Here is an 11,963-nt window from a genome sequence, read left to right on the forward strand (position 1 = left end):
CCAGACTTCGGGGCTCACCAGACTTCGGGAAGGAAGATGTCTTCGGGAATCGTTGCCGGCAGATACTCACCGGCACGGGCACGCTCGTGGATCTCCTTGAACGAGAACCCGGCCTCGCGAGCCTCGACCAGCTTGTCGGGGTCGAAGAACGTGCCGATCGGGTTCTCCGCGAACTCCTTGGCGTTGGCCATCCACTCGGTCGAGTCCGCCCAGTCGCCGAAGCCGTCCACCTGGATCTCCACGCCGTTGCCGTCGGGGTCCTGGTAGTACACCGACATGGTGATGCCGTGGTCGAGCGTGAGGAACGGAAGGATCCCCTTGTCACGCAGCCGGATGTAGTTGTTCAGCCACATGTCGAACGTCTTGAACTCGAACGCTGTGTGATGGATGCCCGTCTCGTGCCCCTTGTCAGTCGGATGCTTGAGCCCGGGAGGCGACAGCAACGCGATGCGGTGGTTCGCCTCGTCGTTGGTGAGCCAGGCGGCCTCGTCGCCGTGGAACACCGGGTGAAGTCCACAGACGACGCCGTACCACTCGACCATCTGATCGAGGCGGAGCGTGGTGAAGGTGGTGTGGTGAAGCTTGGGCGCGTTCACCGGATAACTGGTGTTGCGATTCTCCGGCACGGGTCTCTCCTTTGAGAAACGGCCGACCAGGCGGGCCGACCGATGAGAACGGGTTCGTTCGATTCAACGTGCACAGGCTGGATGTCGGCTAGTGCTCCCAGCACAAGGTCGGCATATCGATTGTGCGAGTGGCGCAATCACCGCCGGGCAGCGATGCCGGCAGCTGGCCATCTCATGCGTCGGTGCGGCGTGTCGGCGCTGTGTCAGCGCATCGCCTTCTCGTACACGGCGAGCGCCGCCTGCAGTTGCGCACGACGCACGGCGACGGGGCGTCCCAGCAGTTCCTCTGCACGCTTCACCCGGTAGGTGACGGTGTTGCGGGAGATCCGCAGGCGCGCGGCGGCGATCTGCGGGCTGCCGCCGACATCCAGGTACGCGGCGAGCGTGCGACGGATCTCGTCCATTGCCGCGCCCTCCTTGGCGAGCGCTCCGAGCTCCGACCGTGCGAATCCGATGGCGCGTGGCCGGTCGGCCAGCAGCAGGGAGAGCAGGTCGACGTCACGATAGTCGGTGACGGAGGCGGGATCAGGATGCCGCGATTGCAGCGCGAAGACGGCCAAGGCATCCCGATGCACGGAGCGGAAGCCCGCCGTCCCCTGTGCCGGTCCCGCGAACGCCACGTGGGTCGACGGCGGGAGCTGCGCCATCGCGATCCGCGTGCGGATGTCGAGCCCTGCCTGCAGCGTGATCCAGGCCCAGACCACAGCGGGTCCGGCGTCGAGCACGAGCTTCTGCTCGCAACCGATGCGGCGGATCAGATCGCAGGCCGTGTCGTGCATCGCTCCGGGATCGACGTCGAGCGATCGCGCCGAGCTCCACACGACCAGCGCGACGTGCGCGCGCGAGAGGTCGTAGCGCAGCCGGCGCGAGACGAGCGCTTCGGATTGGTCGTGTCCGCGCAGAACGTCTTCGACGAGGGCGAAGCGTTCGACGGCGTCGCTCTTCGCCCAGCGTCGCTCCTCCTCGCGGTAGAACGCCGCCATCTCGGTGGAGAACGCATCGAAGAAGACGAACATGCGCTCGGACAGCGTGCGCATCTGCTCGGACCGCTGGGACGGATCGCCCAGTCGCGCGCACTCCGTGAGGAACGCGGCCGCGATCACCGAGTGACCGAGCTGGATGCCGCGCAGCATGTCGTCGAGGCTCACCCGCCTGCGCACGAACTCGGGCACTCCGGAGAGCGACTCCGACGTCGCGGCCGCGCTGAGCTGGACACCGGAGAGTGCCAGGAGCAGCTGCAGGGTCGCGGATTCGGTGCCCATGCGGAGCACCTCGAATCCGTTGTCGGCCACGTGTCCTGGGATCTCGGCGGCCACCCGCTCTGCGACATCACGGCCGACCTCGACGGCCCACTGCGCGGCATCCGCACTCACCGCCTTGGCGACCCTCGAGACCTGGCCGCTGCTGCTGGCCGGCGTAAGTCGGGCTCCACTCCCCGCGGGCGCCAGCTCGTCGAGCCACGGCAGCCTGGCCTCCAGCGTGCGCACCGCGAAAAGGCCGGGCATCGGCACCGGGACCACCGCTCGAAGACCCTCGTTCATCTGCGACCTCCTGCCCTCAGCGCCTCGCCGCTTCGACGAGATCCAGCGCCGCCGCCACCTGGGCATCGGCGCCGATGCCGTGCAGGCTGTAGAGCTCCTGCAGGGTGCCAGTCTGACCGAACTCGGTGACGCCGAGGTTGACGCTTTCCACGCCGCGGATCGTGGCCAGGAACGCCAGCGTGTGCGGATGCCCGTCGAGCACTGTCACCATCGGCAGCGCGCGCTCGGCAGAGAACACCTGGTGGATCACGTCAGTGGACTCGGTTCCGTGTCCACTCCGTGCGCGCACGGCTCGGTAGAGCCGGTCGGCGCTCGTCACACAGACCACGTCGGCGCCGATCCCCATACCCTCGAGCCGGTCGGCGGCCCTCAACACCTCGGGCATCGCGGCGCCCATGCCGGCGATCGTCACCCGCGGATGCTCGCTGCGGCGCAGCAGGTAGCCGCCGGCCGTCACGTGGCGACGCCGTCTCTCCCTCGCTGCCGGATCGCCCGGCACCGCGGCCAGCGCCTGGTCGATCACCCGCGAGGTGAGCCGGAAATAGCTGGACGAGCCGTCCGGCCGTCCCAAACGGGAAAGGGCGTCGAGCATGCACCACTCGAAGTCCTGCACGAATGCCGGCTCGAAACTCACCACCCCCGGCTGCTCGATGCCGACCGACGGCGTGATGATCGACTGGTGGGCACCGCCTTCCGCTGCCAGCGTCACACCGGAGGGCGTGCCGACCAGGATCGACTGACCGCCGCCGTAGACGCCGAACGACCACGGCTCGAGCGCCCTGGTGACGAACGGGTCGTAGAGCGTTCCGATCGGGAACAGCGGTTCGCCCCATCGGCTCCAGGTGGCACCGAGCTCACCGAGCAGCGACACCAGGTTCACCTCGGCGATGCCGAGCTCGATGTGCTGGCCCGTCGGCCGCTCGTTCCAGTGCAGGATCGTCTCGCCGTCGTCCGCGAACCAGTCCGTGCGCTCGGTCGGTGACCACACGCCGGCCTTGTTCACCCATCCGCCGAGGTTGGTGCTGGACGCCACGTCGGGGGCCACCGTGACGACGCGCGCTGCGGCATCCGGAGCGATACGTGTGAGGTCGAGCAGCAGCCGCCCGAGCGCCTGCTGCGTTGAGCTGTGCCCCTTGACCTCGCGTCCGAAGTCCAGCGGAACCGCCGGGGGCGTGTGCGATGGCACGGATGCCCGGTGCAGGCGCTCCGCGGTGCGCGCGCAGAGCATGGCCTCGGCCGAGCCCGCCTCGAAACGGCGCCACGGATCATCCGTGCTCTCGCCGAGCTCTGCTGCCACCTCTGCCAGCTGCTCCGGCCCCAGCAGGTTGGAGTGGTTCTGCGGATGCCCGGCGTTCGGCAGCCCGTTCCCCTTGATCGTGTAGGCGAGGATGACCGTCGGTCGGCTGTCGTCGATGCGATCGAAGGCCTCGAGCAGGCTCGGCATGTCGTGTCCGGCGAGTCCTCGGATGACGCGCACCACCTCGGTGTCGTCGAGACCGTCGAGCAGAGCGGAGATGGCCTGCGCGCCCTCGCCCGCGCCGGGGAGCCGTTCCCGCAGCTCGGCGGCCGAGCACCGCAGCAGACGCTGGAACTCGGGGTTGGACATCTCGTCGATGCGGCGCTGCAGATGCTCGCCGCCCTCGCGGGCGAACAGGTCGGTGAGCAGGTGACCGTACTTGAGCGTGATGACCTGCCAGCCCGCCGCCGCGAAGAGAGCCTGCAGCTTGGTCGCCGAGATGTTGGGAACGACGCGGTCGAGCGACTGCCGGTTGAAGTCGACGATCCAGACGAGCTCGCCGAGGTCGGCCACCGTTGGGTCGAGGACGGCCTCCCACACTGCGCCCTCGTCGAGCTCGGCGTCTCCGACCAGGCTGTACTGCCGTCCCGTGCTGCGCGGCAAGCCGGCGGCGTCGGCGACGTAGCGCCGGGAGATCGATCCCCACACGGTCGCAGTGGCGCCGATGCCGACAGAGCCGGTCGAGTAGTCGACCGTGTCGGGATCCTTCGAGCGGCTCGGGTAGCTCTGCAGCCCGTGGAACGCGCGCAACGTGCCCAGCTGCTCCGACTCGAGCTCTCCGAGCAGGTAGTTGATGGCGTGCAGCACGGGAGAGGCGTGCGGCTTGACCGACACCCGGTCATCGGCGGTGAGAGTGGTGAACCAGAGCGCCGTCATGATCGTGGCCATCGACGCACTGGATGCCTGGTGCCCGCCGACCTTGAGCCCGTCGGGGTCTTTGCGCTCCGGGGAGTTCGCAGCGTCGATCATGGCGGTGGAGAGCCAGAGCACCTTGCGCTCGACGGATTCGAGCACGGCGACCTCCGTGGCAGCCGGCGAGCGCACCGTCGTCACGTCCATGCTGAACTCCTTCGTTCCCGACCTCTTTGCCGGCGACCGTTGTCACGGCACGATTTCATCGCCGTACCGTGATAGCTCGTGTCCCGCAGAGGATATATCTTATACAGTAGCTATCGGCTCCACGTGGACGCAAGAGTCGAGGCGACGACCCACGATCTGCGTGCGACGATGAGGTACGCACAGCCCGAAGGAGGACGGATGGCGCTGGAGACGCAGGTCAGATCGGTCGCGGAGGCCAACGCATCCGCGGTCGATCTCGTGACGGCGGAAATCCGTCGCGCCGTGCTCACCGGGGCGTTGGCGCCGGGATCGACCTTCTCCATCCGCGACCTGGCATCGCAACTGGGCGTCAGCCACATCCCGATCAGGGAGGCGCTGCGGCGGCTCGAGTCGCAGGGCCTCATCGTGCTGCGCAGGGCCCGCAGTGCGAGCGTCGCGCCGCTGACCACCGCGGATCTGCAGGCCATCTACCGCCTTCGCTACGTGATCGAGCTGCCGCTGGCCGGGGCATCAGCAGGCAAGAGGGATGCCGCGACACTCGAGCGTCTCGACGCACTTCTGGAGGGCAGCCGCGATCCCGATCCCGAGGTCGCCTGGCAGGCGCACTACGACTTCCACGCCGCGCTCGTGCACCCCGCGGCGAACGAATGGGACGACCGCATTCTGCAGAGCCTGTGGATGGCCGCCGAGCGCTACACGCACCTCGTCTTCGACCCGACGCGCATCACCGAGGCGGAGCGGCGGCGCCGCTACGAGACCCACAAGGTGCTGCGTGACGCGGCGGTCGCGGACGACGCCGCAGCGATGGTGGACGCCCTGCACGCGCACCTCGCCGCCAACGAGGAGCGCATCCTGAAACACGTCGCGGCGCTCGAGTCGCATTGAGGGTCCAGCGGTACTGAGCTCCAGAGGCGCTGAGCCCCCGTCGCGCTGGGTCGCAGCCGTGCTGAGTTCGATCGTCACCGAGCTCGAGCATCCCGGATCAGGGCGAAGCCGCCAGACGGCAACCGAACGGCGAGCCCCGCACCCACCATGACCGGCCTTGTGCCACGGGAGAAGTCCCTTTAGCATCGCGGATATATCGTAGCGAATAGCGAGGAAACAACGGTGTCGACTCTCATCCTCGGCGCGACGGGCAACATCGGCCCGCACGTCGTCTCAGAACTGCTCGTCGCAGGTGAGACCCCACGGGTGCTCGCTCGAGACGCGGCGAAGGCCCGCGAGGTGCTCGGCGACGATGCCGACGTCATCGAGGGCGACATGCGTGATCCTGCGGCGATCGAGGCAGCAGCCGACGGCGTCGACACGGTCTTCCTCCTGTCACCGCACGGCTTCGACATGGCCGATGTGCAGCTCGGCGTCATCCGTCAGCTGCGCCGGTCGGACGCTCGCATCGTGAAACTGTCGGGCACGAGCTCCGCCATCACGCCGAACGGGCCTCACGCGTGCCGTCAGCACTGGGAGATCGAACGCGTGCTGATCGAGAGCGGCCAGCCGCACGTCATCCTGCGTCCGAACTCGTTCATGCAGGTACTGGTGGAGCGGCTCATGCTGCCGTCGCTGCGCGCGACCGGCACGCTGATGAATCCGCTGGGCGCGTCGGGAATCAGCTTGATCGATGCCCGCGATATCGGTGCGGTCGCCGCCCGGGTCGTGCTCGACCACAGGTGGGACGGACAGACACTCGTACTCACCGGACCACGTGCCGTCACCTACCACGAGATCGCCGAGCTCGTGTCTGAGCGCTCCGGAACACCCACCGAGGTCGTCGAGGTCACGCCGGCGGACGTGCGCGGCACGCTCGTCTCCCGTGGCATGGCGGACTGGGAGGCCGATCACTTCGAGGAGATGTACGAGCTCTTCCGAGCCGGCGAGTCGGCATTCGTCACCGACACCGTCGAGCAGGTCACCGGTCGCGCACCGCGCACGATCGAGGCGTTCCTCGACGAGGTCGTCACCCCCGCCGGAGCGAACGCATGAGCGCCTGTCTGCCCTGCGACCTCGAACAGGCTGATGCCGATGCAGTCGTCTACCGCGACGACACGTGGTCGTGCGAGGTCGCCGACGGCTACGACGTGCCGGGGTGGTACATCCTTCGCCTGCGCAGGCACGCCGAAGGCTGGGCCGCGCTGTCCGCGGACGAGGCGGCGTCGTTCGGCGCGGTCTCGCAGCGGATCGCCGAGGCCATCCAGTCCGCCACCGGTGCAACCGGCGTGTACTTCATGAGCTTCGGCGAGAACTATCCGCACTTCCACTTCCTCGTCATCGCCCGGCCGGCCGAGCTGGCGCCGGAGCTGAAGAGCGCGGGCATCCTCGCCCTGCGCGCAGACCACCGGGATGTCGTCGCGTCGCTCGCGACGGCGGCCGATGTGCGGACGGCACTCGCCGCCGCGTGATCACCAACCCACCCGAAAGGACGACGATGTCCATCTCCTTCACCCACTCGGTCAGCGGCTCCGGCGCCGCAGCAGGCATGAGCTTCAGCGGGCTCGCCAACGACGCCACCCCCGGCCGCGACGTGCCGCTCGTGATCGCGCTGCACGGCGGCACGTACAACTCCACGTACTTCGACATCCCGGGGTACTCGCTGCTGGACCACGCCGCGGATGCCGGCATCCCGGTCATCGCGCTCGACCGACCCAACTACGGGCAGTCCAGCCCGCTCGAGGAGGGTGAATCGATCATCCTCGCCAACGCCGAGGTGCTCGGCGACGCGATCGGTTCGATCTGGCGCGAGCACGGCGCGGGGACCGCGGGCGTCGTGCTCATCGCGCACTCGATCGGAGCCGCGGTGGCGACGGCGATCACCGCAGAGCCGCAGGACTGGCCGCTGCTCGGACTGGCGATCTCCGGATGCCTCGTGCGCGTTCCCGGTGAGTCCCGCGACGCGTGGGAGGCACTGCCCGACATCCCGATGATCGAGCTGCCGACGCCGATGAAGGACCAGGTGATGTTCGGACCGGCGTGGACGATGGCCGACGACATGCCCGCTGCCAGCCATCCGTCGAATACGCTCGTGCCGAAGGCGGAGCTGCTGGACATCACAGGCGGCTGGATCGAGCGCCGCGCGGAGGTGTGCGGCCGGGTGACGGTCCCCGTCTTCCACCGGCAGGGCGAGTTCGACGCGCTCTGGCTGACGGACGACAGCGAGATCGACGCCTTCCGCGCGGGCTTCGCGAACGCGGCATCCATCGATACCAGAATCATTCGTGGCACGGGCCACTGCATCGACTTCCATCGCCCGAGCGAGGCGTTCCAGCTCGCCGAGCTGGCCTTCGCGCTCGAGTGCTCGACCCCCAAGGAGGCATGACGGCATGACACGAACGGTGTTCCGCGAGGTGCGGGTCTACCGCGACGGCGGATTCGGCCAACCGACCGACGTCGTGGTCGACGATGGCGTCATCGTCGAGATCGCGGAGGGCGCCGCGTCCGGCCACGCCTCGGCGAGTGGCGAAGAGCACGTGCACGATGTCGGCGTGCACAGTGTCGACGTGCACAGCGTCGACGTACACAGTGTCGACGTACACAGTGTCGACGTACACAGTGGCGGCTATCTGATCCCCGGTCTGATCGACGCGCATATCCACCTCGACGGCGCGGAGAATCTCGAGCAGCTGGCCGATCACGGGGTCACGACGGCGCTCGACATGGGCTCACCCACCGCGTTGGTGGACTCTCTGCGCGGAACACCGGGGGTCACCGACATACGCAGCGGCCTCATGGTGGCGACCTCGCCGTCGAGCGCACACGCCCAGCGCATGCACCTCGACGACGACACGACGCTCGTCGGCAGCCCCGAACAAGCGGATGCCTGGGTCGCCCGCCATGTCGAAGACGGCGCCGACTATATCAAGATCGTGATCGACCTGCCCGGATTCGACGTCGAGACCGTCACCGCGATCGTGGATGCGGCCCACCGCCGCGACCGGATCACCGTCGTCCACGCGTCCAGCTTCGACGCCGTGGCCATGGCCCAGGCCGCGGGCGTCGACGTGCTCACGCACGCGCCGCTGGATCGCCCGATCGGCGCGGAGCAAGCCGCAGCGCTCACCGCGGCGGGCGCGCAGATCGTGCCGACCCTGGTCATGATGCGCGACATCGTGTCGGCGATCAATCCGAACGGCGGCCCCGGTCCGCGCTACGCGGCGGCCGAGGAGTCGGTGCGGACACTGCACGAGGCCGGCATGACGATCATCGCGGGCACGGATGCCAACCGTGCGCCCGCGGCACCCGCCGCGCCGGCGCACGGCGAGAGCATGCACGAGGAGCTCGAACTGCTCGTGGCGGCCGGCCTCTCCCCCGCAGATACGCTGGATGCTGCCACGTCGTCCGCCTCCGCGCGCTTCGGCCTCGACGATCGCGGCAGCATCGCACAGGGGCTGCGCGCCGACCTGGTGCTGCTCGAGGACGACCCGACCACGGACATCCGTGCGACCCGCAGCATTCGCGGGGTGTGGTGCGGAGGCGTCCGCCGCCGCTGACCCCGCGCTTGCGCCACGACCATGCAAATGCGCCGTGTGCGCACTCTTGCGCTGCTACTCATGGCGCGGTAGCGCGCACGTGGCGCAGACGGGAACGAACACCGAGCAGAAGGAGCATCCATGCCACGCCGCATCATCACGCTCGAGGAGCACTTCGCCGATTCCGCCGTCGGCGCTGCCGGCCGCGAGCGATCACACGAGCTGAGCCCGGGATTCCCGGTGTCGTACGCCCCCTCGACCGGCCTGCCGTACACGCCGACGCCCGACCAGCTCACGGATCTCGGCGAAGGCAGGATCGCCGACATGGATGCCAACGGCATCACCGTGCAGGTGCTGTCCAGCCTCGGCGCGCAGTACGTGCCAGCACCCCACGCGGCCGAGCTCGTAGGCGCGGCGAACGACCGGGCGGCGGCAGCGGTGCGCGAGCATCCCGATCGCTTCGCCGCATTCGCGGCCCTGCCGACCACCGTGCCGGAGACGGCTGCGGACGAGCTCAGCCGCTGCGTCGAGGAGCTCGGCTTTGTCGGGTCGCTGATCCACGGCCGCACCGACGACGAGTTCCTCGACGCCGAACGGTTCGCCCCCATCCTCGCCCGTCACGAGGCGCTCGACGTTCCGCTCTACCTGCATCCGGCGCCGCCGCCCGCCGCCACCTCGGCCACGAACTACGACGGACTCGGAGACATCGTGACAGCGCGCTTCCAGACCAGCGCCTGGGGATGGCACAACGAGACCGCCGTGCACTTCATCCACCTCGTGCTCGCCGGCGTCTTCGACAGGTATCCGCGTCTGCAGATCGTGCTCGGGCACTGGGGCGAACTCGTGCCGTTCTACCTCGATCGGCTCGACGAGGCGCTGCCGCAGGCCGCGACCGGCCTCGACCGCACGTTCGGCGAGGTGTTCCGGCAGAACGTGTACATCACGCCGAGCGGCATGTTCACGCAGGCCAACCTCGACTACTGCGTCGCCACGCTGGGCGTCGACCGCATCATGTACGCCGTCGACTATCCGTTCGTCGGCCAGGAAGGCGCTGCCGAGTTCCTCGAACAGGCGAAGCTGACCGACGCGGAGAAGGACCTGATCGGCGCGGGGACCGCCGCGCGCGTGCTCGGGCTCTGAGCCGGAGGGGCACGCATCGCGGCTCCTCGACGTCAGCCCTCCTGCACGGGCAGCTGCAGATACGAAGGGTGCTCGCCTCCGGTGTGGATGACGTGTCGTCCTTCATTGGCGGGTGCATATTCGCGGATGGCGGGCATGAGCGTACCGAGCAGGTTGCGGGCGCCGATCACGAATCGGAGTTGCTCACCCGGGTGGAAGGTCAGCCCGATCGGGAGGATGTCGATCTCCACGTCCACGATCTGCCCGGGCGTGAGCTTCTCGACCCGGTCGAATGTGTGGGCCGGCACCTCCACGGTGGACAGGGTTTCGTCGAGGTGTCGAGCCGAGACGCGAAGCCGCCCGTCCGCGCCCTTGTATCGCAGGATCGTGGCGCCGTGGTCGGTGACGTCGTGCACCATGGCGCCGTGGTTCGGCGTGGTGAAGGCCTGCAATGGCGTGCCGTGCTCGTCGAGCTTCTGCACCAGCACGAACAGATCCATGTCGTCGCTGCCGCGGACTTCGACCCAGAGGTGCGCTTTGGGGTACCCGACGAGGGTCGTCTCACTGTCGAACCGGGTGAGGAATGACACCGCGTTCGGATTCGCGCCGACGTCGTAGCCGACCTCCACCTCGGAGTCGGGAGCGGTGGCGGTCAGCGTTCGCTTCGCTCCATCGAGGTAGTACTTGGTCGATACGACGCCCCTCGGCGGGAACGCGTCGGCCGGCAGCGCGATCCGGTCGCCACCTTCGAGGTCGAGAACGGAGTAGCGCACTCGAGGCGTGTCCTCCCATCCGTTCTGTTCGTCCTTCAGATAGCGGTCGAAGAAGCGCTGCAGATCGTGCACGTTCGCTTCCTCGTAGTAGTCGGGCCATTCCTGACTGTTGTGGATGCGCAGCCACTTCTCCTGAGATCCGATGCGGCGCCAGGCGCGGAAGGTTCCAGCGGTGTGCAGGGTGTTGGAGTAGCTGGCCACGATGTACGTCGGCACGGTGATGCGCTCGAATGCGGGAATCTTCTGCTCCCACAGATCGGTCATCAGCGGGTAGCGCTCGACTTCGCTGATGATGTCTTCCTTTCGGTTCTTGCCGAAGAAGCTGCCGTCCTGCAGCTGCTGCGCGAAGCCGGTGTCGGGCATCCCGCCGCGCATCACGAGGTCGCGATAGACGTCGCTGACGCCCTCCCACGGATTGATCGCTGCCAGGTGCGGCGGCTGTTCTGCTGCGGTGAACCACTGCGAGACAGCGAGGTAGGAGGTTCCGCTCATGCCCACCTTTCCGGAGCACCACTCCTGGTCGGCCAGCCACTCGATCAGGTCGTAGCAGTCGCGACCCTCCTGGCGGTCCCACAGCACACTGTCGCCATCGGAGTCGACCACCCCGCGGATGTCGGCGTTGCAGATCGCATAGCCCCTCGCGCACCAGAACGCCGGGTCCGGGCCCTCGAACTTCTCCAACCCGGAGACGATGCCGTTGTCCAGGCCGACCAAGCCGAAGACGCCCATCACGCTGAGCGAGGTGCCCTGTCCCTTGCCATACGGGCTCCACGCCACGATGACGGGCACAGGCTCGACGCCCTCCGGGCGGAACACGTCGACATGGATCGTGACGCCGTCTCGCAACTGCACCGGCACATCCTTCTGGAGGATCACGTTCACGGGCAGCTCACGGAAAGGAGGCGCGATCCGGAATCCCGCCTCCACGACGCGGGTTCCGGGGTCGAAGGGCGTCAGCACGCCGGTCCTGGCCTCCGGCAGCGGGCTCGAGGGCAGGTAGATCTTCTGGTCAGCGCTCATGTTCGAATTCCTCTTCTCGGCATCTCACAGCCGCTTCGTCGACGCCAGGCTAGGTTGAAATCGCGATA

Annotated in this window: 10 protein-coding genes; 6 read left to right on the forward strand and 4 right to left on the reverse strand. The window is 68.1% G+C overall.

The window, feature by feature from the left end:
- Positions 1-14 precede the first annotated feature (14 nt).
- From ACX9R5_RS16455 to ACX9R5_RS16465, 3 genes are all read right to left on the reverse strand, one after another.
- Positions 15-626: a VOC family protein gene (locus tag ACX9R5_RS16455; protein ID WP_459410136.1), complete on the reverse strand. Its 612-nt coding sequence runs from the start codon at positions 624-626 to the stop codon at positions 15-17.
- A 203-nt stretch (positions 627-829) separates the two neighbouring features.
- A complete protein-coding gene (locus tag ACX9R5_RS16460) occupies positions 830-2,167 on the reverse strand; it encodes a PucR family transcriptional regulator (protein WP_459410137.1) in 1,338 nt (445 codons plus the stop codon).
- A 16-nt stretch (positions 2,168-2,183) separates the two neighbouring features.
- The gene (locus ACX9R5_RS16465) at positions 2,184-4,523 is read right to left on the reverse strand and encodes a transketolase-like TK C-terminal-containing protein (RefSeq protein ID WP_459410138.1); all 2,340 of its coding nucleotides are present in this window, start codon (positions 4,521-4,523) and stop codon (positions 2,184-2,186) included.
- A 198-nt stretch (positions 4,524-4,721) separates the two neighbouring features.
- On the opposite strand from ACX9R5_RS16465, the gene ACX9R5_RS16470 reads away from it, so the two are divergent.
- The 6 genes from ACX9R5_RS16470 to ACX9R5_RS16495 all read left to right on the forward strand — a co-directional run bounded on the left by ACX9R5_RS16470 (position 4,722) and on the right by ACX9R5_RS16495 (position 10,123).
- On the forward strand, positions 4,722-5,408 hold the full coding sequence (locus ACX9R5_RS16470; protein ID WP_459410139.1) for a GntR family transcriptional regulator: 687 nt from the start codon (positions 4,722-4,724) through the stop codon (positions 5,406-5,408).
- A gap of 222 nt (positions 5,409-5,630) precedes the next feature.
- Complete coding sequence (locus ACX9R5_RS16475) at positions 5,631-6,503, forward strand: NmrA family NAD(P)-binding protein (protein WP_459410140.1); 873 nt, start codon at positions 5,631-5,633, stop codon at positions 6,501-6,503.
- Positions 6,500-6,919, forward strand: coding sequence for an HIT family protein (locus tag ACX9R5_RS16480; RefSeq protein WP_459410141.1), 420 nt, complete (start codon positions 6,500-6,502; stop codon positions 6,917-6,919). The genes ACX9R5_RS16475 and ACX9R5_RS16480 overlap by 4 nt, the downstream gene beginning before the upstream one ends.
- 26 nt (positions 6,920-6,945) lie before the next feature.
- The gene (locus tag ACX9R5_RS16485; protein WP_459410142.1) at positions 6,946-7,833 is read left to right on the forward strand and encodes an alpha/beta hydrolase; all 888 of its coding nucleotides are present in this window, start codon (positions 6,946-6,948) and stop codon (positions 7,831-7,833) included.
- 4 nt (positions 7,834-7,837) lie between these two features.
- Positions 7,838-9,004 (forward strand): amidohydrolase family protein, encoded by a 1,167-nt coding sequence (locus ACX9R5_RS16490; protein ID WP_459410143.1) that lies wholly within the window; start codon positions 7,838-7,840, stop codon positions 9,002-9,004.
- Positions 9,005-9,124: 120 nt separating this feature from the next.
- Positions 9,125-10,123: an amidohydrolase family protein gene (locus tag ACX9R5_RS16495; protein ID WP_459410144.1), complete on the forward strand. Its 999-nt coding sequence runs from the start codon at positions 9,125-9,127 to the stop codon at positions 10,121-10,123.
- A 32-nt stretch (positions 10,124-10,155) separates the two neighbouring features.
- Here ACX9R5_RS16495 and ACX9R5_RS16500 read toward each other — a convergent pair whose 3' ends face one another.
- Positions 10,156-11,895 (reverse strand): CocE/NonD family hydrolase, encoded by a 1,740-nt coding sequence (locus ACX9R5_RS16500; RefSeq protein WP_459410145.1) that lies wholly within the window; start codon positions 11,893-11,895, stop codon positions 10,156-10,158.
- Positions 11,896-11,963 lie beyond the last annotated feature (68 nt).

The sequence above is a fragment of the Rathayibacter sp. CAU 1779 genome, assembly GCF_054551755.1.